General features: G+C 72.0%; 19 protein-coding genes. 15 read left to right on the forward strand and 4 right to left on the reverse strand.

The features are described from left to right. Positions 1 to 59: 59 nt before the first annotated feature. From ACXR8F_RS19105 to ACXR8F_RS19150, 10 genes are all read left to right on the forward strand, one after another. Positions 60 to 1,907 (forward strand): glycoside hydrolase family 3 protein, encoded by a 1,848-nt coding sequence (locus tag ACXR8F_RS19105; protein WP_458802913.1) that lies wholly within the window; start codon positions 60 to 62, stop codon positions 1,905 to 1,907. A 33-nt stretch (positions 1,908 to 1,940) separates the two neighbouring features. Then, positions 1,941 to 3,260 carry an exo-beta-N-acetylmuramidase NamZ family protein gene (locus tag ACXR8F_RS19110; protein WP_458802915.1) on the forward strand — a complete coding sequence of 440 codons (1,320 nt, stop codon included), beginning with the start codon at positions 1,941 to 1,943 and terminating at the stop codon, positions 3,258 to 3,260. Positions 3,261 to 3,296: 36 nt separating this feature from the next. Next, a complete protein-coding gene (locus tag ACXR8F_RS19115; RefSeq protein ID WP_458802917.1) occupies positions 3,297 to 5,048 on the forward strand; it encodes a serine hydrolase domain-containing protein in 1,752 nt (583 codons plus the stop codon). Positions 5,049 to 5,052: 4 nt separating this feature from the next. Beyond that, entirely contained in the window at positions 5,053 to 5,952 is a 900-nt protein-coding gene (locus tag ACXR8F_RS19120) for a MurR/RpiR family transcriptional regulator (protein WP_458802919.1), read from the forward strand. Between the two features lie 224 nt (positions 5,953 to 6,176). After that, positions 6,177 to 7,091, forward strand: a complete 915-nt coding sequence (locus tag ACXR8F_RS19125) for an N-acetylmuramic acid 6-phosphate etherase (protein ID WP_458802921.1) — start codon at positions 6,177 to 6,179, stop codon at positions 7,089 to 7,091. A 71-nt stretch (positions 7,092 to 7,162) separates the two neighbouring features. Beyond that, complete coding sequence (locus ACXR8F_RS19130) at positions 7,163 to 8,488, forward strand: ABC transporter substrate-binding protein (RefSeq protein WP_458802923.1); 1,326 nt, start codon at positions 7,163 to 7,165, stop codon at positions 8,486 to 8,488. 34 nt (positions 8,489 to 8,522) lie between these two features. Further along, the gene (locus tag ACXR8F_RS19135) at positions 8,523 to 9,422 is read left to right on the forward strand and encodes a carbohydrate ABC transporter permease (protein WP_045191037.1); all 900 of its coding nucleotides are present in this window, start codon (positions 8,523 to 8,525) and stop codon (positions 9,420 to 9,422) included. Then, a complete protein-coding gene (locus ACXR8F_RS19140) occupies positions 9,419 to 10,327 on the forward strand; it encodes a carbohydrate ABC transporter permease (protein ID WP_458802925.1) in 909 nt (302 codons plus the stop codon). The genes ACXR8F_RS19135 and ACXR8F_RS19140 overlap by 4 nt, the downstream gene beginning before the upstream one ends. A 13-nt stretch (positions 10,328 to 10,340) precedes the next feature. Next, positions 10,341 to 11,288, forward strand: a complete 948-nt coding sequence (locus tag ACXR8F_RS19145; protein ID WP_458802927.1) for an N-acetylglucosamine kinase — start codon at positions 10,341 to 10,343, stop codon at positions 11,286 to 11,288. Positions 11,289 to 11,372: 84 nt separating this feature from the next. After that, complete coding sequence (locus tag ACXR8F_RS19150) at positions 11,373 to 13,142, forward strand: alpha-amylase family glycosyl hydrolase (RefSeq protein WP_458802929.1); 1,770 nt, start codon at positions 11,373 to 11,375, stop codon at positions 13,140 to 13,142. A gap of 99 nt (positions 13,143 to 13,241) precedes the next feature. Here ACXR8F_RS19150 and ACXR8F_RS19155 read toward each other — a convergent pair whose 3' ends face one another. Further along, entirely contained in the window at positions 13,242 to 13,727 is a 486-nt protein-coding gene (locus tag ACXR8F_RS19155; RefSeq protein ID WP_458802931.1) for a hypothetical protein, read from the reverse strand. A 130-nt stretch (positions 13,728 to 13,857) separates the two neighbouring features. Between ACXR8F_RS19155 and ACXR8F_RS19160 the strand changes: the two genes are divergently transcribed. Next, positions 13,858 to 14,406: a sigma-70 family RNA polymerase sigma factor gene (locus ACXR8F_RS19160; protein WP_458802977.1), complete on the forward strand. Its 549-nt coding sequence runs from the start codon at positions 13,858 to 13,860 to the stop codon at positions 14,404 to 14,406. Continuing rightward, complete coding sequence (locus ACXR8F_RS19165) at positions 14,403 to 15,143, forward strand: hypothetical protein (protein WP_458802933.1); 741 nt, start codon at positions 14,403 to 14,405, stop codon at positions 15,141 to 15,143. The genes ACXR8F_RS19160 and ACXR8F_RS19165 overlap by 4 nt, the downstream gene beginning before the upstream one ends. Before the next feature lie 175 nt (positions 15,144 to 15,318). Here the strand turns inward: ACXR8F_RS19165 and ACXR8F_RS19170 are convergent, their stop codons facing one another. After that, entirely contained in the window at positions 15,319 to 16,587 is a 1,269-nt protein-coding gene (locus ACXR8F_RS19170; RefSeq protein ID WP_458802935.1) for an NAD(P)/FAD-dependent oxidoreductase, read from the reverse strand. Between the two features lie 137 nt (positions 16,588 to 16,724). Here ACXR8F_RS19170 and ACXR8F_RS19175 point away from each other — a divergent pair, with 137 nt between their 5' ends. Together ACXR8F_RS19175 and ACXR8F_RS19180 are read left to right on the forward strand one after the other, a co-directional pair. Then, positions 16,725 to 18,407: a helix-turn-helix domain-containing protein gene (locus ACXR8F_RS19175; protein ID WP_052677298.1), complete on the forward strand. Its 1,683-nt coding sequence runs from the start codon at positions 16,725 to 16,727 to the stop codon at positions 18,405 to 18,407. A gap of 42 nt (positions 18,408 to 18,449) precedes the next feature. Beyond that, positions 18,450 to 19,106, forward strand: coding sequence for a nucleotidyltransferase domain-containing protein (locus ACXR8F_RS19180; RefSeq protein ID WP_458802938.1), 657 nt, complete (start codon positions 18,450 to 18,452; stop codon positions 19,104 to 19,106). A 24-nt stretch (positions 19,107 to 19,130) separates the two neighbouring features. Here the strand turns inward: ACXR8F_RS19180 and ACXR8F_RS19185 are convergent, their stop codons facing one another. Together ACXR8F_RS19185 and ACXR8F_RS19190 are read right to left on the reverse strand one after the other, a co-directional pair. Then, the gene (locus ACXR8F_RS19185; RefSeq protein WP_458802940.1) at positions 19,131 to 19,571 is read right to left on the reverse strand and encodes a VOC family protein; all 441 of its coding nucleotides are present in this window, start codon (positions 19,569 to 19,571) and stop codon (positions 19,131 to 19,133) included. Positions 19,572 to 19,696: 125 nt separating this feature from the next. Then, positions 19,697 to 19,888: a BldC family transcriptional regulator gene (locus ACXR8F_RS19190; protein WP_045191048.1), complete on the reverse strand. Its 192-nt coding sequence runs from the start codon at positions 19,886 to 19,888 to the stop codon at positions 19,697 to 19,699. Positions 19,889 to 20,250: 362 nt separating this feature from the next. On the opposite strand from ACXR8F_RS19190, the gene ACXR8F_RS19195 reads away from it, so the two are divergent. Next, positions 20,251 to 20,445 (forward strand): DUF3073 domain-containing protein, encoded by a 195-nt coding sequence (locus ACXR8F_RS19195; RefSeq protein ID WP_442277260.1) that lies wholly within the window; start codon positions 20,251 to 20,253, stop codon positions 20,443 to 20,445. Positions 20,446 to 20,678 lie beyond the last annotated feature (233 nt).

Here is a 20,678-nt window from a genome sequence, read left to right on the forward strand (position 1 = left end):
AGGTAAGTTCCGAATCGTCGGCAGTATGCGTGAATTGTTCACATTCCAACGGAGGACCCATGTCCCTGTCAGACCTGTCCCGTCGTTCGGTGCTCACGGGCGGACTCGCCACGACTGCCCTCGGTGTCGGAGCCGGACGAGCCGCCGCGGCCGGGACCGCCACCGCCGACGGGACCGCCGCCGGCCCCGTCGGCACCGCCGGGGCCGCAGGCGAGGAGGGCTGGATCACCTCGACCCTGAGCCGGATGACGTTGGAGGAGAAGGTCGGTCAGCTCTTCATCCAGAACGTCTACGGCAAGGACGCCACGACCCCCGACAGCCGCAACGTCCCGCTCTACGGGGTCGCGAGCCCGGCCGAGGTCGTGCGCAAGTACCACCTCGGCGGCGTCATCTACTTCGCGTGGACCGACAGCGTGCAGAACCCCGACCAGATCGTGGGCCTGTCGAACGGCCTCCAGAAGGCGGCGCTCGAGCAGGGCGGCAAGGCGCCGGTGCCGCTGCAGATCGCCGTCGACCAGGAGCAGGGGGTCGTCACCCGCATCGGTCCGCCCGCCACCCAGTTCCCCGGGTCGATGGCCCTCGGCGCCGGCGACAGTGCGCCCGACGCCCGCACCGCCGCCGCGATCACCGGACGCGAGCTGCTCGCGATGGGCGTCAACACCGACTTCGCGCCCGTCTGCGACGTCAACGTCAACGCCCTCAACCCGGTCATCGGCACGCGCTCGTTCAGCTCGCACCCCGACCTCGCGGCCGAGCTCGTCGCGGCCCAGGTCGCCGGCTACCAGCGCGACGGCGGAGTCTCGTCGTCGGCGAAGCACTTCCCCGGCCACGGCGACACCGCCACCGACAGCCACGTCGCCTTCCCGGTCATCACCCACACGCGCGCGCAATGGGAGGCCGTCGACGCGCCGCCGTTCAGGGCGGCGATCCGCGAGGGCATCGACATGATCATGACGGCCCACCTGGCCTTCCCGGCCCTCGACGACTCCGGCGACCCCGCGACGCTGAGCCATCCGATCCTGACGGGCCTGCTGCGCGAGGAGCTGGGCTACGACGGCGTCGTCGTCACCGACTCGCTCGCCATGCAGGGGGTGCGCGACCGCTACGGCGACGCCGAGGTGCCGGTGCGGGCCCTGCTCGCCGGGGTCGACCAGCTGCTCATGAGCCCATCGATGGACGAGGCGTATGCCGCCGTGCTGGCAGCCGTGCGCAGCCACCGCATCCGCCCCGACGAGCTCGACGCGAAGGTGCGCCGCGTGCTGCGCCTCAAGTACCGCCGCGGCGTCGTGGCCCGGCCGTACGCCGACCCGTCGCGCGTCGCGTCCGTCGTCGGCATCCCGGCGCACCTGTCCGCCGCCGACGAGATCACCGACCGCACGACGACCCTCGTCAAGAACGACGCGTCCGCGCTGCCGATCGTCGCGAGCGGCAAGAGAGTCCTCGTCACCGGCTACGGCGTCTCGACGACCGCCACCCTGGCAGGCGCCCTGACGCGCAGGGGCGCCGGGGTGCAGACCCTCGAGACGGGCACTTCACCGACCGACGCCAAGGTGGCCGCCGCCGTCGCAGCGGCCGTCGACAAGGACGTCGTCGTCGTGACGACCATGAAGGCCTGGGACACCACGGTCACCGACCCGCGCCGCGGGCAGCAGAAGCTCGTCGAGCAGCTGCTCGGCACGGGCACGACCGTCGTCGTCGTCGCCGTCCGCGACCCGTACGACATCGCCTACTTCACCGCGGCCCCGACCTATGTCGCGACCTACTCCTACAGCCCGGTCGCCATCGAGGCGGCCGCGCGGGTCATCACGGGCGAGGTGGCCCCCACCGCCTCGCTGCCCGTCGACATCCCCGTCGCAGGCGACCCCAAGACCGTGCTCTACCCCTTCGGCCACGGGCTCACCTACTGACCGTCACCCAAGACTCACGATCGGAGAACCCAGATGAACCTCAACCGCAGGCAGCTCCTCACTGCCGGAGCCCTCGGTGCCGTGGCCGTCCCCACGGCCGCAGCGGGTTCCATTGCCGCCCAGACCAGCCCGGCGGCATACGCGAGCAGCTACCCCAGCAACCCGGTCACCACGGGCGCCCAGAGCGCGGCGGCCACGAGGTGGTCGGCCCTCGCCGGGCAGCGGGTCGGCGTCATCACCAACCCGACCGGCATCCTCACCAACCTGCGCACCGTCGTCGACGAGATGCACGAGTCGGGCGCCGTCGACATCGTCGGCGTCTTCGGCCCCGAGCACGGCTTCCGCGGCACGGCGCAGGCGGGTGACTCCGAGGGCAACCACACCGACCCGCGCACCGGGCTCATGGTCTACGACGCGTACGGCGCGAACGCGGCGAAGATGACGGCGCTCTTCCGCACCGCCGGCGTCGAGACCGTCGTCTTCGACATCCAGGACGTCGGCTCCCGCTTCTACACCTACATCTGGACCATGTACACGGCGATGCGCGCGGCGGTGGCCGTCGGGGCGCGGTTCGTCGTGCTCGACCGCCCGAACCCCATCGGCGGCAAGGCGATGGGCCCGATGATGACGACGCCGTGGACCTCGGGCGTCGGTGCGAAGGAGATCGTCCAGGCGCACGGCATGACCGTCGGCGAGCTGGCCCGCTACTTCGACGCCGAGTTCCTGCCCGCCGATGCGGGAGGCCGCCTGACGGACCTCACGGTCATCGAGGTCAAGGGGTGGCGCCGTGACGTCCCGTATGCCGTCACCGGACTGCCGTGGGTCATGCCGAGTCCCAACATGCCGACTCCAGACACCGCGCTCGTCTACCCGGGAACGGGCATGTTCGAGGGCACCAACCTCTCCGAAGGCCGCGGCACCACCCGCCCGTTCGAGCTCATCGGCGCCCCGTACGTCGACTACAAGTGGGCCGAACGCCTTGCGGCGCTTGACCTCCCGGGTGTCGGCTTCCGCGAGGCCTACTTCACCCCGACGTTCGGCAAACACGTCGGCGTGGTCTGTGGCGGCGTGGGGCTGCACGTCACCGACCCGACGGCGTTCGACCCGATCCGCTCGAGCGTCGAGATGCTCGCCGCGGCGAAGGCCCTCTACCGCGACTTCGCCTGGCGCTACGACTCCTACGACCCGGCGCGACCCTACTGGATCGACAAGCTGACCGGCTCGCAGCGGCTGCGCACGCAGATCTCCGCCGGGGCTCCTGCCGCAGAGGTCGTCGGCTCCTGGCGCGACGAGCTGGCCGCCTTCGACGCGAAGCGCCGGCCGTACCTGCTCTACAACGGCCCGGCGAACTGACCGGCCGTCCGGACTGCTGCACGATCAAGGAGTGACATGCGTCTGCGCACCCTCGTCGCCACACCCGTCGCCGTCCTCGGCAGCCTCGCCCTGGCGGGCAGCCTCGTGACGGCGGGGCCTGCCGGCTCCGCCGCGGCCGACGACTTCAGCAAGCCAGACCGCGGCTTCGCCCCGCCCAACACCGAGCTCTCCGACGCGAGCCCCGCCTCGCTCGCGCTCGACCCCGACCCGATCGCCGAGTCGGTGGCACAGGTCCACGCCCACGAGCAGGCGCCGGCCGGTGGGCACCCGCTCTTCGCGGGGGCGGTGGGGATCATGGGCCACGAGGGGCGCATCGTCGAGCGCGACGCGAGCGGCTGGGCGCTGCGCTACGCCGACGCGACGACCGAGCTGCCCCGCGACCAGTGGGAGCCGATGCGCACCGACACGGTCTTCGACCTCGCCTCGGTGTCGAAGCTCTTCACGTCGATCGCCGTCGTCCAGCTCATCGAGGAGGGCCGCGTCTCCCTCGAGAGCCCGGTGGCGGCATACCTGCCGGAGTTCGCGGCCAACGGCAAGGCCGGCGTCACCGTGCGGCAGCTGCTCACCCACACCTCCGGCTTCACGTCATGGCTTCCGCTCTGGAGCAAGTGGCCCGACAAGGCCACCCGCATCAGGGCCGTCATGGACCAGCCGCTCACCAGCCCGCCCGGCTCGACCTACCTCTACAGCGACCTCAACCTCATCACGCTCGGCGTCATGGTCGAGCGGCTGCGGGGCGCGCCGCTCGACACGGTGGTCCACGACCGCATCACGGCGCCCCTCGGCATGACCGACACCGGCTACAACCCCACCGACAAGGCACGCACCGCCGCGACGGAGTACCAGACGGCGCCCCCTCGCGGCATGGTGCGCGGCGAGGTGCACGACGAGAACGCGTGGTCGCTCGGGGGCGTCGCCGGGCACGCCGGCGTCTTCTCGACGGCCGACGACCTCGCCGTCCTCTCGCAGGCCCTGCTCAACGGTGGCACCTACGAGGGGCACCGGATCCTCAGCCGCAAGAGCGTCGAGCAGCTGGTCACGAACTTCAACGGCGACTTCCCCGGTGACAGCCACGGCCTCGGCTTCGAGCTCGACCAGCGCTGGTACATGGACGCCCTGAGCGGGCCGCGCACCGCGGGCCACACCGGCTACACCGGCACGTCGATCGTCATCGACTTCACGTCACGATCGTTCGCGATCCTGCTCACCAACCGGGTGCACCCGTCGCGCAGCTGGGGCTCGATCAACGTCGCCCGGCGCGAGTGGGCCCACGGCCTCGCGGCGTCGATGGGCATCCGGCCCCGGCACGGCGACACGGCGTGGTTCACCGGGTCCGAGAACACCGCGACGACGACCCTGACGACGCCCACGCTCTCGGTCGGCATGCGTGGCGCGAGGCTCGGCTTCGACCTCTTCCTCGACACGGAGGAGACCGACCGGCTGCACCTCGAGCGCTCGACCGACGGCGGAGCCACCTGGTCGGCGGTGCCGTTCGAGGTCGTCGACCGGGGCGAGACCGAGAGCGCCGACGGCGTCGTCTCGGGCTCGGGCACGCGTCGCTGGGTGCAGGTGCGCGCCGACCTGGCGGCCGGGGCGCAGCAGCTGCGCTGGCGGCACACCACCGACGGGGGCTATCTGGGGCGCGGTGTCGCGGTCGACGACATCCTCGTCAACGGACCCGGCGGCATCCTGCTCGACGGCGAGAGCACACCCGGCGCGTTCACGGCTGACGGGTGGCGGCTGCAGGGCCGCGACGCCGTAGCGTAGGCCCATGCCAAGGACCGACGACGGGACCACGTCCCCCGCAGGTGCGAGAAGCGCATCGCTGCTCATCCGCCTGCGGGGGATCAAGCCCTCGCTCTCGCCCGCCGAGGACCGCGTCGCCGACATCGTGCTCGCCGACGCGCGCCGCGCGGCCGGACTGACCATCAGCGAGCTGGCGGCGGCGGCGCGCACGTCCGAGACGACGGTGCTCCGGTTCTGCCGGCGGCTCGGCCTGCCCGGCTACCCGCAGCTGCGCCTGACTCTCGCCGAGGAGTCCGCCCAGCCGCGCACGATGAGCACCCACGGCACCGACATCAGCGCCAAGGACTCCATCGACGACATCATCGCCAAGGTCGCGTTCACCGACGCGAGCGCCGTCGAGGAGACGGCGCAGCAGCTGGACCGGGCGGCGCTGGCGGCCGCGGCGGCCGCGATCGCGAAGGCGGGCCGCATCGACATCTACGGCATCGGTGCCAGCTCGATCGTCGGCACCGACCTCCAGCAGAAGCTGCACCGCATCGGGATCGTCGCCTTCGCTTGGAACGACCCCCACATCGCCCTGACGAGCGCGACGCTGCTCGGCGCCGGTGACGTGGCGGTCGGCATCTCGCACTCCGGCACGACGACCGAGACGATCGAGGCCTTGGCGGCCGCACGCTCCACCGGCGCCAAGACCCTGGCGATCACGAACTTCCCGCTCTCGCGACTCGCCTCGGGCGTCGACTTCCTGCTGACCACGGCGGCCCGCGAGACCAGCCTGCGGTCGGGCGCGACCGCGAGCCGCATCGCGGCCCTCACCGTGGTCGACTGCCTCTACATCGCCGTGGCCCAGCGCAACCTGCGCCGCGCCCGCAAGGCCGTCGCCGACACCCGCGAGGCCGTCGCCGGCCACCACGTCACCGACTGACGGGTCGAGTGCCCACGTCCTCACACTCGAGTGCCCACTTCCCGACACATCGAGTGCTCACTTCCTCACGCCCCGACGGCCACCCGCCAGGACGACGCCGTCGGGAAATGAGCACTCGACGGGGTGCAGGCGTCGGAAACTGGGCACTCGACGGGGCGGCGTGATGAGAATGTTACTCATTTACGGCATTGACGGCATACGCGTAGGAAACTAACCTCCAACGGGTGAGCAGCGAGGTGACCGTGGACGCCCCCACCGAGGAGCGCCACCCGGGGACGACGTCCATCGACACCCACACCTCGCTCGACATCCTCCGGGCCCTCAATGCCGAGGACGCGACGGTCGCCGCGGCCGTGGGCGAGGTGCTGCCCGAGCTCGCCCGGCTGGTCGACCGGGCCGTCGACTCGCTCCGCGCCGGAGGCGCGGTGCACTACTTCGGCGCGGGAACGTCTGGGCGCCTGGCCGTGCTCGACGCCGCCGAGCTGCTCCCGACCTTCAACGTCCCGACCGGGCTCTTCGTCGCCCACCACGCCGGCGGGCCCGAGGCGCTGCTGCGTGCCGTCGAGAACGTCGAGGACGACGCCGACCTCGGCCGCTCCGAGGCCGACGGCCTGCACGAGGGGGACATCGCCATCGGCCTCACGGCTTCCGGGCGTACGCCGTTCGTGGCGGGCGCGCTCGAACGCGCGCGCGAGCGCGGCGCCGTCACCGCCCTCGTCACGGCCAACCCGCACGCGGAGATCGCCCACCACGCCGACCACCTCCTCGCCGCCCGCACCGGCCCCGAGGCGCTGACCGGCTCGACCCGGCTCAAGGCCGGCACCGCCCAGAAGCTCGTGCTCAACTCGTTCTCGACCGCCGTGATGATCCGGCTCGGACGCACGTGGAGCAACCTCATGGTCGACGTCGTCGCCACCAACGCCAAGCTGCGCGGCCGCGTGCTGCGCATCCTCCAGGAGGCCACCGGCGCCGACCCGGGGCAGGCCCGAGCCGCCCTCGACGACGCCGACGGCGAGCTGAAGCCGGCGCTGCTGTCGATGCTCGCCGGTGTCGACGCCGCCACCGCCCGAAGCGCCATCGCCGAGCACGACGGCTCGGTGGCCCGGGCACTCGCCGCCCTCGCCGGCCCCACCCACTGACCCCCGAGTCCCCGCACCCCCCACCTACGGTGTCCCCCGGGCACCACGCAGAACCCGACAGGAGCATGACAATGACGTTCGCCCCACGCCTCACCGGCTCGTCGCGGGCCCGCCGCACCGTCCTCGCGATCGCCGCACTCTCCGGAGCCCTCGTCGTGACGGCGTGCTCGCCGTCCTCGTCGGGTGGCTCCGGCTCGACGGCGGCCGGCGGTGACGGCAAGACCACCCTCACCGTGTGGTCCTGGCGCGTCGAGGACGAGGCGGCGTACAACAAGATCTTCGACGCGTACGAGAAGTCGCACCCGAACGTCGACGTCCAGTTCAAGGCGTTCAAGGCGACCGAGTACAACAAGATCCTCGCGACCGGCCTCGCCGGGGCGAACGGTCCCGACGTGCCGCAGGTGCGCTCGTACGGCCAGCTGCAGGGCACCGTCGCGAGCAAGTCGCTGCTGCCCCTCGACGGCAAGGTCGACCTGTCCGGCTGGGACGAGAACGTCGTCGCGAGCGCCAAGGGCAAGGAGGACGGCAAGACGTACTCCGTGCCGCTCGCCCGTCAGACCGTCCAGATGTTCTACAACCAGGGACTCTTCGACAAGTCCGGCCTCAAGGCCCCCACCACGTGGGACGAGTTCGTCGCCGCCAACGACAAGCTGATGGCCGCCGGCGTCACCCCGATCGCCGTCGGCGCCAAGGACGACTGGACCTTGCCGATCGTCCACGAGGTGCTGGCGGGCCCCCGCTTCGGCGGCAAGGCCTTCCAGGACGAGGTGCAGTCGGGCAGGAAGAGCTTCACCGACCCCGACTGGGTGGGCTCGGTCAAGGTCGTCGGCGACCTCGCGAAGTACATGCCGAAGAACGTCACCGGCGTCGCCCAGACCGACGCGCAGACGCTGTTCTCCGCCGAGAAGGCCGCCATGATCCCCGGCGGCAGCTTCGACCTCGCCGTCTTCCAGAAGGCCAACCCCGCGATGAAGATCGGCATCTTCCAGGTGCCGCCGGCCCCCGGCTCGCCGAGCGGTTCCGGGGCGACCACGGCAGGATGGGCCGATGGCAACTTCGCCGTCTCCGCCAAGTCGAAGCACCCGAAGGAGGCCACCGAGCTCGTCACGTGGATGACCTCCAAGGAGTTCGGCCAGATGGTCAGCGACGACATCAAGCAGCTCTCCGCGGTGCCGGGCGTCGACCCGACCGACCCGCTGCTCAAGCAGATGAGCGACAACTACGCGAAGTCCGGCTCGCCCTACCTGCTGCTCACCGACTTCCGCTACGGCGCCCCCTCCGGCACCGAGCTGCTCGGCAAGGGCATCCAAGAGATGCTGCTCGGCTCCAAGGACGCGGCCACGGTGAGCAAGGAGCTCGACACCGGCGTCAAGACCTGGTTCAAGCCGAGCGCGTGACGCTCGACCCGAAAGGCACGGCATGAGGCACGGCATGAGGCGGCGTACGGGCCTGCTCTTCGTCGCCCCGGCACTCGCGCTCTTCGCGGTGTTCGTGCTCTACCCGATGGTGACGGCGTTCTCGTACGCCTTCTTCCACTGGCAGGGCACGACCCGCGGGGAGTTCGCCGGGGTCGCGAACTTCACGACCCTCTTCACACGGGCCCCGTTCACGACCGACCTGCCACAGGCGCTGCTGCACAACGTGCTGTTCTTCGTCGGCACGATGCTCATCCAGAACACCATCGGGCTCACGATCGCCTACCTGCTCCACAGCCGGCCGCGCAGCCGGCGGGTGCTGCAGACCCTGTACGCGATGCCCTACCTGGTGAGCCCGATCGTCATCGGCTACCTCTGGACGCTGCTGCTCTCGCCGACGTTCGGTCCGGTCAACACGCTGCTGACGAAGATCGGCCTCGAGTCGTGGGCGCTGCCGTGGCTCGGCGACCCGAAGACGGCCCTCTGGGTCGTCATCCTCGTCAGCGTGTGGCAGTGGATCGGCTTCCCGGTGCTGCTCTACGGCGCAGCGCTCGGTGGCGTGCCCGAGGAGCTCACCGAGGCCGCCCGCGTCGACGGCGCGAGCAACCGACAGGCCTTCTTCCGCATCACGCTGCCGCTGCTGGTCCCCGCCATCGGCACCGTGTCGGTGCTGACGTTCATCTTCGCGATGGAGGCGTTCGCCCTGCCGTACGCGTTCGGCGGGTCGACCGGAAACCCTGCGGGCGCAACCGACTTCGTCTCGCTGCTCTTCTACCGCACGGCCTTCGACTCAGGTGCGACCGACGCCATCGGCAGCTCGTCGGCCCTCGCGACGCTGCTCTTCCTCATCATCTTCGGCGGGGCCTACGCGGCCACGGCCGTGCTGCGCCGTCACGAGCGGAGGATCACCGCATGACCACCGCCGTCGTCACGACAGAGGAGCCGCAGCAGCAGACCCGCACCTCCCCCACGCCGCGCAGCCGGCGCCGCCCGCCACGAGCGAACGCTCCCGTGGGCGGCGCGGGCGCCGGGGTGCTCCTGTGGGGGTATGCCGCCCTGGCGCTGGTGCCGCTGCTGATCATGGTGAGCAACAGCGTCCGCACGAACGCCGACCTCATCACGGACCCGCTCGGCCTGCCGAGCCCGCCGACGACCGCGAGCTACGTCGAGGCGTGGACGACGGGCAGCTTCGCGACGTACTTCGGCAACTCCCTGGCCGTCACGGTCGGTGCGGTGGCCATCTCGACGGCGGTGGCGACGATGGCCGCCTACGCGCTGGCGCGCGGCCGGTCGCGCATCTTCCGCTGGCTCGAGTCGCTCTTCCTCTCGGGCCTGATGCTGCCGATCCACCTCGCGATCCTGCCGATCTTCTACCTCTTCGACGGCCTCGGCCTCGTCGACTCCCGACTCGGCCTCATGCTCATGTATGCCGCGTCGGGCATCCCGTTCTCGATCTTCGTGCTCACGACGTTTTTCCGGCAGCTGCCCGAGGAGCTCGAGGAGGCGGCGGCGCTCGACGGCGCGACGAGCTGGCAGACGTTCTGGCGCATCATGGTGCCGCTCGTGCGCCCCGCCCTCGCGACCGTCGCGGTCTTCCGCTTCGTGCCGATCTGGAACGACTTCCTCTTCCCGCTCGTGCTGCTGCGCCGCGAGGAGAAGTACACCCTGCCCGTCGGCCTCACGACCTTCTTCGGCGAGAACGCGACGAACTACTCGGCGGTCTTCGCCGGGCTCGTGATCACCACGGTGCCACTCATCGTGCTGTTCCTCGTCGCGACGAAGCAGATCGTCGCCGGGTTGACGGCCGGCATGGCGAAGTGATCGGCTCGCTCGCGTGAGCGAGCGCACGGTGGTCGCCGTCGACGTCGGCGGCTCCGGCCTTCGCCTGACCACGTATGCCGCCGAGCGGGGCCCCGTGCGCACCGCCGCCGGCGCCCGGGTCGGGGCGGGCGGGATCGACCTGTCGTCCCTCGTCGCCGATGCTCGCGCCCTGCTCGAGGCCGAAGAGAAGGCCACCGGCGCAAGGCAGCCCGAGACCCCCGAGGTCGTCGTGTGGTCGATGCGCGGGCTGCTCTTCCTCGCCGACCGTGACGAGGTGCTGCGCACTGTCGCTGCCGGGCTGGGCGCGCGCCGCACCGTCGTGGTCAGCGACGCCGTCGCCAACCTCGTGGGCGCGACCGGCCGCATCGGCCCCGGGGCCGTCGTCGCCGCCGGTACCGGGGCGGTCGCCTTCGGCACCGACTTCACCGGCCAGTGGCGGCGGGTCGACGGCTGGGGCCACGTCCTCGGCGACGCGGGCTCGGCCGCCGTGCTCGGCATGGAGGGGCTGCGCGCCGCCCTCCGGGCCCACGACGGCCTGCCCGACGGGTCGACCGCCCTCCTCGATGCGGCGACGGCGCTGCTGGGTCAGCCAGAGGCCTGGCCGCGTCAGGTCATGACTACACGCGACGCCCCGGAGCGTCTCGCAGCCGTGGCCCCGATCGTCACGGCCGCCGCCGTCGACGACCCTGTCGCCCGGGACCTCTGCGCCAGAACGGGATCCGCGCTCGCCCAAGCCCTGCTCCGCGCCGCCGAGGGCCTCGCCCAGCCGGTGCTGACGGCGACGGGTGGCCTGCTGTCGGCGACGTCGGTCGCGAGCGCCCTGGACGAGGCCCTCACCCGCGCGGGAGCCACCCGCTCCCCGGCGCTCGGCGGCGCGCTCGACGGCGCCCTGCTGCTCGCCCGGCACCTGCTCGAGACGGGCAGCGTCCCCGAGCACCCGGCATACCTGCTCGTCCGCTGAGCGGGCTCGGTCGGGTATGTCCCTGATCGGTCCCAGCAGCCCCGTCTACGCTCGGGACACCGCAACGAGCCGACTGGAGCCCGCATGTCCGAGCACGACGCCCACCGCCCCGGACTCGGGTCCATGCCGCACGAGACGGGCACCGCCTTCCGTGTGTGGGCACCGCACGCCGACGCCGTCGCGGTCACCGGCAGCTTCACCGACTGGTCCGGCGACGGGCACGCGATGGTCCCCGAGGAGAACGGGCACTGGTATGCCGACGTCGACGGCGTGCGCCCCGGCGACGAGTACCAGTTCGTCATCACCAACGGCGAGCAGCGCCTCATGCGCATCGATCCCCGCGCCCGGGTCGTCACGAACTCGTCGGGCAACGCCGTCGTCTACGACCGCGACGCCTTCGACTGGGGCGGCGACACGTTCGGCTGCCCGCCGCACGACGAGCTCGTCATCTACGAGACCCACATCGGCTCCTACGTCGCGAGCGAGGGCGACGCCGGCGACCTGACCGGGCTGTCGGGCAAGCTCGAGTACCTGCACCAGCTCGGCGTCAACGCGGTCGAGCTCATGCCCGTCGCGGAGTTCGCCGGCGACTACTCGTGGGGCTACAACCCGTCGAACCCGTTCGCCGTCGAGAGCGGCTACGGCGGCGCCGACGCGCTCAAGTCGTTCGTCAAGGAGGCCCACAGCCACGGGATCGCCGTCATCCTCGACGTGGTCGTCAACCACTACGGCCCGAGCGACCTCGCCCTGTGGCAGTTCGACGGCTGGAGCGAGGACGGCAAGGGCGGGATCTACTTCTACAACGACGAGCGCTCGGCCACGCCGTGGGGCGACACGCGGCCCGACTACGGCCGCGAGGAGGTCCGCGCCTTCCTCCACGACAACGCCCTCATGTGGCTCGAGGAGTTCCACCTCGACGGGCTGCGCTTCGACGCGACGCTCTACGTCCGCACGATCGACGGCGTCGGCACCGGTGACCTCCCGGAGGGCTGGGACGTCCTGCGATCCATCACGAGCACCATCCACGAGCGGCACCCCGACAAGATCCTCATCGCCGAGGACCTCCAGGGCGATCCGGCCATCACGTCCGTCGACGACGGCGGCGCCGGCTTCCACGCACAGTGGGATGCCGGCTTCGTGCACCCCGTGCGGCGCATGCTCACGGCCGTCGACGATGCCGACCGGTCGATGACCGAGCTCGTCGACGCGGTGCGCGGCACCGACGAGCCCTTCCGGCGGATCGTCTACACCGAGAGCCACGACGAGGTCGCCAACGGCAAGCTGCGCGTGCCCCACGAGATCGACGGCGACGACCCCAGCGGCTGGGCCGCCCAGAAACGGGCGACGCTCGGGCTGGCCATCGCACTGACGTCGCCCGGCATCCCGATGCTCTTCCAGGGCCAGGAGTTCCTCGAGGACGAGTGGTTCCGCGACGACGTGCCGCTCGACTGGGAACGCGCCGAGCAGTTCCGCGACATCGTCCGGCTCGGGCGCGACCTCATCCACCTGCGTCGCGACGTCGACGGCGTCTCACGCGGCCTGCGCGGCGACGGCTTCGAGGTGCTCCACCTCGACGACGAGGCCAAGACGGTCGCCTGGGAGCGCCGGTCGGGCGACGACGTTGCCGTCGTCGTGGTCAACGCGAGCGCCGAGCCCCGCGACATCACGACGGGTATGCCGTCCGCCGGGCCATGGGCGGTGCGCTTCAACTCCGACGCGGCCACCTACAGCGCACTCTTCGCAGGCCACGAGACACATGACGTCGATGCGGTGGACGAGCCTCTCGACGACCAACCGGCGCGCGGCACCGTCTCGGTGGGCGCGTACACCCTGGTCGTCCTGACCCCCGCCTGACCGACTGCCGGCCCCCGCAGACCCCACCCGGCGGGGAGGGCCCTTTGGGTGTACCGGCACGGGTCTGCCACCGGCCGCCGGCACCGCTGAGGAGCAACTTCAGCCGTCGGAGCCCGACTCACCCCGGTCGTCGGCGTCCTGGGGGTCCTGCTGCCCCGGCAGGTCCTCGGCGTCCGCCTTGTCCTCGGCCTCCGCCTTGTGCTCGGCGTCCGCCTTGTCCTCGGTGTCCGGCTTGTCCTCGGCGTCCGGCTTGTCGGCCGCCTCCTGGTGCTCGGGCTGACCCGCGACCTCGGCCTGGTCGTCCGCGTCCTGCGTGCCCGGCTGGTCCTGCTGGTCCTCGACCTCACCCGGCTCGTCGGGCCCGTCGGTGGTGGTGGGCGAGCCCGAAGACGCAGTCTCCGAGGGGGATGGCTCGCCTGCCTCGGCCGTCTCGGCCCTGGGTCCTCCGGGGCCGCTCGACGTGTCCGAGGCGCCCACCACCGACGGCGGTGAGGACGGCTGGCCCGGCGACGCCACTGCGACGCCGATGCCGGCGGCACCTGCCGCAACCGCTGCGCCCAGAACGAATGCAGCGCTACGATTCACTGGCTTGAGACTCACGGGGAGGGCCCCTTCCGATGGATGCCGGCCTGCCGCACCTACGGCAGTTGATTGCCCCGCACCGAGGCACCGCTACACCGGTAACGCGGGGGACTCCCACGGCGATTCACCCGTGATGGACGAAGCGCGGCTTCGCGATGTCGTTGGCCGGGCCCGGGCGGGCGACGCCGAGGCGATCGAGTTGCTGCTGAAGGAGTTTCGCCCGCGTATCCGCAGGTACTGCGTGACCCGGCTGGTTCGGGAGGAGGTGGCGGACGACGTGACGCAGGAGTCGTGCCTGGCGCTGGCGGCCGCCCTGCCCCGCTACGAGGACAGGGGCGTTCCCTTCAGCAGCTTCGTCTTCGGCATCGCGGCCAACAAGGTGGCGATGGCCCGACGCACGCTGGCGAGGTCGCACGAGGTCCTGAGGGTCGTGCCGGACGCGGAGTCGGACGATCCGACGCCGGAGGAGCGTGCCGTGAGCAGTGACGGACTGCGTCGGCTGCTCGAGCCGCTGTCGACCCTGCCTGAGCGGCAACGCGAGATCCTGCTGCTGCGCGTCGTCGACCAGCTGTCTGCCGACGAGGTCGCGGCGCTCCTCGGCATGACCTCGGGCGCCGTGCGAGTGGCCCAGCACCGGGCCCTGCGCGCCCTGCGTCGCACCATGGGGGTGACCGGCGCATGACACCCCGCCGCCGCACCTCGCGAGCCATTCGCTCCGACGACGCGCTCGTCGAGTCGCTGGCCCGCCGTGAGGAACCAGCGGTCGGCGGCACCGACCGCGCCGCACGCCTCCTGGCCGACATCGCCGTGGCCGCCGACGCGGCCACCCCCGGGCTGGCGCCGTCCGCCGATCTCGCTCGATCGACCTCCGGCGTACGCGCGTCCGCCGGCGCCGACCCGCAGCGGGGCGAGCGCTCGTCGCTCGGCTGGGCCGTGGCGGCTGCGGCGGCCGCCGTCCTCGCCGTCGGGCTCGGCACGATCGCCCCGCGGTCCACCCCGGGTCCCGTCTCCCCCGTCAGCACGGTCGACGTCACGTCGCAGTCGCTCGTCCGCGCGCGCACCCTCATCGGTGAGGCGGAGGACATCCTGGCTCCCGCGGGCGCGCTCCTGACGCCGACCGCCCGCGACCGCGCCCGGGAGCTGCTCGTCCGGGCCAGGGCCGAGCTCGCGCGGGCCCGGAAGGGGCAGCAGGGTCTGTCCGAGGAGAGTGGCGCGGTCGAGGAGGCACTCGTGCGCGCCGAGACCGACCTCACCGAGTCGGAGCGCGGCCTCGAACCCGAGACCAGCGGCCCGGGGCCCACCCCCACGGTGGACGAGGAGCAGCACCCCGAGACCGACGAGGAGCCCCCTGCCGGTGACGGTTCCGAGGAGAGCACGGAGCACACATCGGGCAACGACGAGTCCTCGCGCGACGACTGAATGCCGTTCCGGCAGACGTTGGCGCACCGTTGGCGCCCGACCCCATCCGGGATCGTGGCGGCACCGAAGACCGGTCGACGGCTGCCACCGCACTGAGGGGTCCGGTGGCAGCCGGTCATGCAGGAAGGGGCCCGCCCGACAGCCGTCGGACGGGCCCTTCTGCAGCGGTACGAGCTCAGCGCAGCGGGTCGAACGGGCTCAGCTGCGCGGGGGCGGTGCCGGTGACGATCTGCTCGGCGAGCAGGCGACCGGTGACGGGGCCGAGGGTGATGCCCCACATGCCGTGGCCGCCGGCGACGAAGACCTTCGGGTTGCGCGAGGCGCCGATGAGCGGGAGGCCGTCGATGGTGCAGGGGCGCGAGCCGACCCACTCGTCCTGGCGGTGGTCGAGGTCGGCGCCCTTGAGCAGCGGGCGCGCCGACTCGACGATGGCCTTGATGCGTCGGCGGTCGAGGGCGGCCTCGGGCTGGCGGAACTCCATCATGCCGGCGACCCGGAGGCGGTCACCGACAGGCGTGCAGGCGACGCGGGCGGCCGGGAAGTAGACCGGGCCGTTCGGCAGGTCCTCGACCTCGACCGAGAAGGAGTAGCCACGGCCGGCCTGCACGACGCGCTTGACGCCGAACTCCCGTGCCAGCTTGCCGAGCCAGGCGCCCGTCGCGACGACGACGGCGTCGTAGTGTTCGGCCTGCCCGAAGTCGTTGGTGACGAGCACGCCGGTGGGGGTGTCGGTGATGCGCGAGACGGCGCTGCCGGTGACGATCTTGCCGCCACGGGCGGTGACGGAGTCCGCGAGCGCGGCGACGTAGGCGCCCGGGTTGATGAAGCGCTGGCCGTGCAGCACGATCGCGGCACCGATCTCGTCGGACAGGGCGGGCTCGATGGCGCGGGCGTCGTCACCGGAGAGGACGTCGAAGGTGATGTCGCCGCCGGAGGCGTGGATGTGCTCGATCTCCTCGAGCAGCGTCTGGCGCTCCTCGGCGTTGCGGTAGGCCGCCGTGAACGACTTGGCCTCGTAGGTGTCGGCGTCGACGCCACCTGCCTTGAGCAGGTCGAAGCTCTGCAGGGACAGGTCGTTGACCGGCACGAGGGCGCCCATGGCCTTCTTCCACGCCGTCATGGTGCTGTGGCGGGTGAAGCCGGTGACGAAGCGGAGGAAGTCGGGGCGGGCGCTCGGCGGCACGTAGACGGGCGAGCTCGGGCTGAGCACGGCGCGCAGGCCGTACTTGAGCACGGCCGGCTCGGGCAGCGGCGTGGCGATGCCCGGAGTCAGCCAGCCCGCGTTGCCCCACGACGCGCCGGCGGCGACGCCGTCACGGTCGATGACGGTCACCTCGACGCCACGCTCCTGGAGGAACCAGGCGGTCGCGAGACCGACCATGCCCGCTCCGACGACGGCAACGCGCTCGGGGACCGGGGTACCAGCGGTGTTCACGGCAGGCATGCGGATCGACTCCTGGGGGTGTGTGGGTGCCTTGCGACCATGGTGGCGTCCCCCAGGACCGACCCCTTGGTGCTGCACACACAGAGTTCATCGCGGTCCTTGTGCGCGTGACACAACTCGGTGGGCCACAATGGGGTATGCCGCCTGCCCAGCGACGCTCCCGCGCCGGCACCACGCGCACGTCGTCCACGACGCCCGTCGGCCTTCCCATCGCGCAGCTGGTGGGCGCGCTCGGCGGCGGTCTGCTGACCGTCGTCGTCGACGCCGGAGGGCCTGCCGTCGACGACGTGACGCTCGCCGAGCCGGCGTCGGGGGTCTTCGGCCAGGCGGGCGACCTCCTGCTCGGGGTCGGGGTCGAGCGCCCGGCCGAGGCGTCCGCACTGCTCGAGGGCGCCGCGTCGGCCGACACCGGCGCCGTGGTGCTCCGCCGGTCTGCCGCCCGCCACACACAGGTCCGCGCGGCCGCGCGGCGCCACGGCGTCAGCCTCGTGCAGCTGGCCGACCACGCCTCCTGGGCGCACGTCGTGTGGCTGCTTCGCGGCGTGCTCGACCGTGCCGCGAGCGGCCCGGCCGTCCGGGCCGAGGGGCCGGTGCTCGACGAGCTGTTCGCCCTGGCCGACGCGTGCGCGGCCCTCGTCGATGCCCCCATCACCATCGAGGACACCCAGTCGCGGGTCCTCGCCTACTCCTCCACCCAGGACGTGGCCGACCCCGCCCGCGTCTCGACGATCGTCGGTCGCCGCGTGCCCGACGAGGTCATCGCCAACCTGCGTGGTCGCGGCGTCTTCCGCCGGCTGGCGCGCTCCGACGAACCGTTCTTCGTGCCGGCCGGGCGCGGCCTACGGGCCCGCGTCGTCGTGCCGGTTCGCGCCGGCACCGAGTGGCTCGGCTCGATCTGGGCGGTCGTCGACGACGAGCCGGACGAGCAGGTCATGGGCTCACTGGCGCAGACCGCCTCGGTCGTGGCGCTCCACCTGCTCCGCATGCGGTCACAGGCCGATCTCGCCCGCCGCGTCTCCGCCGACCGGCTCCGCGCCCTGCTGAGCGGCGACACCCTCGAGGCGGAGAGCTGGCTCCCCGCCCCGCCGTGGCGCGTCGTGGTGCTGTCCGGGGCGCACCACGACGGCGACGTGGGCACGACGACGCGCCTGCACGCGACTGCCCGCGAGTCCCGAAGCGGCAGGGCCCGTGACGCGGCCGCGCCCCGCGACGCCGAGCGTGAGCTCGACGTGTGGGAGTCGGTGGCGCGGCGCCGGTCGTGGCGCCAGCCCCTGCTCGCGATCTTCGACGGGGTGGCGCTGGCACTCGTGCGGGACGAGCCCGGCGACACCTCCGCCGGCACGTGGGAGTGGCTGCTCGGCGTCGTCGAGGAGGTCGCCCGCGTCACGCCGGGCGCCACCGCGAGCGCGGGTGGTCGGGTCTCTCGGGCCGTCGAGCTGGACCGCTCGCGCCGCGAGGCGACCGAGGTGCAGCGGCTGCGCGACATCGGGCGCGTCACCGGCCCGTCGACAACGGTCGAGGAGGCCTGGGCCGCGGTGACGAACGCCCGCGCCCTCGGCGGCATCTGGACCGAGGAGCTGCTCGGCCCCGTCGGCACGATCCGCGACCACGACGAGGCGCACCAGACGGCATACCTCGAGACCGTGGCCGCGTGGCTCGACCACCCCGGCGACCCGCGCGAGGCCGCGGCCCGGCTGCACGTGCACCCGAACACCCTGCGGTACCGCCTGCAGCGCCTGTCGGACGTGGTCGACCTCGACCTGCACGACCCGGAGACGCGGCTCGCGCTGCGTCTCCAGCTGCGCGCCCTCGGCCACTGACGCGGGCCCACGCGCAGGCCACGACATCGCTACCGTGGCGCCATGGGCGAGGCGACGGCGCGGCAGGACGAGCAGACGTGGCTCCCCCACTCGGAGTTCGAGCGCATCTACGGGCCGCTCCGGCCCCTGTCGCCGGACGAGGCCAAGGACGTGCTGGCCGGCCTGGACGTGCCGTGGTGGGTGGCCGGCGGCTGGGCCATCGAGGCCTTCACCGGCGTCGCCCGTCCGCACGAGGACCTCGACCTGTCCGTCTTCCGGCGCGACCTGCCGGCCGTGCGCGAGTTCCTCGAGCCCCGGTTCCACCTCTGGGCGGCCGGCGGCGAGGGCCTGCTCCACCTCGCCCCGGGCCGCGCCATGCCCGACAGCTCCGGGCAGGTCTGGGTGCGGGAGCACGCGCTCGCGCCGTGGATCTGCGAGTTCCTGCTCAACCGCGACGTCGAGGGAAGGTGGCAGTCGAAGCGCGACCCGTCGTTCAGCGCACCGCTCGAGGCGGTGACCTGGGAGCGCGACGGCGTGCGCTACCTCAACCCCGAGCTCGTCCTCAGCCACAAGGTCGCGACCGGGCGACCCAAGGACGACGACGACCTGGCCGCAGCGCTGCCGCTGCTCTCCCCCGAGCAGACCGCCTACCTCGCGACCTTCGTCCGCACGCACGCCCCCGGGCATCCGTGGCGGAGCGTGCTCGACCGCGCCACCTGACCCGCCCCAGGCGGCGAGCAGGGCTCAGGCCTCGCCGAGGTGCACCGTCCCGTCGGCGTCCACGCGGAAGTTTGGGTTGTGCACGAAGTCCCACCGGAACCCGTCGGGGTCGGCTACGCAGGCGCTCGACCCACCCCACTCGCGTACGGCGGGGGCCGTGACGGACGTCGCCCCGGCAGCCAGGGCGGCGGCATGCAGCTCCTGCACCTGCTCGGCCCGCTCGACGTTGTGACCGAGCGACATCGGCGGCGCCGCCGTGCCGTGGGCGACGTCGCCGTACTCGCTCGGCAGCTGCGACACGTCCCACAGCGCGAGCAGCAGCCTCGGCGCGGCCTGGACGAAGCAGATCTCACCCGGCAGGTGCAGCACCTGACGGAAGCCGAGGCCGTCGACGTAGAAGGCGCGTGATGCCTCGACGTCACGGACCCCGAGCGTGACGGCGGACAGGTCCGGACGAGTCGTCATGCCCGCCACGATATGAGGTCGAACGAGTCAGGGGAGGGACACCGTGGTGTCCCTCCCCTGCTTGTGGCGCTGGATGCCCCCAACCAGCGTCTGAGTCGGTGCCGGTCAGTGCCGGTCAGTGCCGGTCAGTGCCCGCCACCCAGAAGGTCGCGTACCTCCGACTCGCGGTACCTCCGGTGCCCACCAAGGGTCCGGATCGAAGTCAGCTTGCCTGCCTTGGCCCAGCGAGTGACCGTCTTGGGGTCCACTCTGAAGAGTGCCGCAACCTCGGCAGGTGTCAGCAGCTTCTCGGTCTCGTGTCGATCCTGAGTCGTCATTGTCATATCCCCACCACCCTGTCGCTAGGTGCAGCGACACGCATCGCCCCAAGCGGGGCTCGGTAAAGCAAGAGTAAAGTCTGGACTCGCCCAATGGCGGTTAATCACAGAAAAGAGTCAAATCGTCCCCGTTTCGCACCTGGCGGTGTAATGGGGGTTGTGAGCCCGGAGGACACCGTCCGAAGCGCCTCGCGACGCGACGCCGCGGAGGGGGTCCGGCGGGCGCAGGATTTGCCTCTCTCATGTAGCGTTAGCCCCACGAGAACACACACATTCCCGGGACCGCTACGCAGACATCGAGGAGCCATCCGGCTCTCCGAGGGGCGATGCCGTCCCGGCACGACGCACGAGGGGGTCACGCCATGGGGCGCGGCCGAGCCAAAGCCAAGCAGACCAAGGTCGCACGGCAGCTCAAGTACTACACACCTGACACGGACTTGAGCGCGCTGGAGCGTGAGCTGCACGGGCCGTCGCAACGCGACGTCTCCAACCAGCCACAGTCCGTCGACGACGACGAGTACGACGAATACGGGAAGTGGGTCTCGGGCGAGCGCTGAGCTCGCCCTCCTCTTCCGTCTGCACCTCGTGCGTCGGGTGTTTCGCACCCGGCGTGCGGTCGGTGCTGCCCTGACACGGCCGAGCCCGCCCACCGTTGCGGTGGGCGGGTTCGGTCATGCCATCCGGCTGGTCCGGCCACCATCCGCCGAACGTGGTGAGGCGCGAGCGACGTTGTCGCGCAGCGCTGCCCAGTGAGGCGATGGGTGAAGGCGAGGGGGAGGCGATGGCTGCG

Source organism: Terrabacter sp. AAH1 (genome assembly GCF_054456855.1).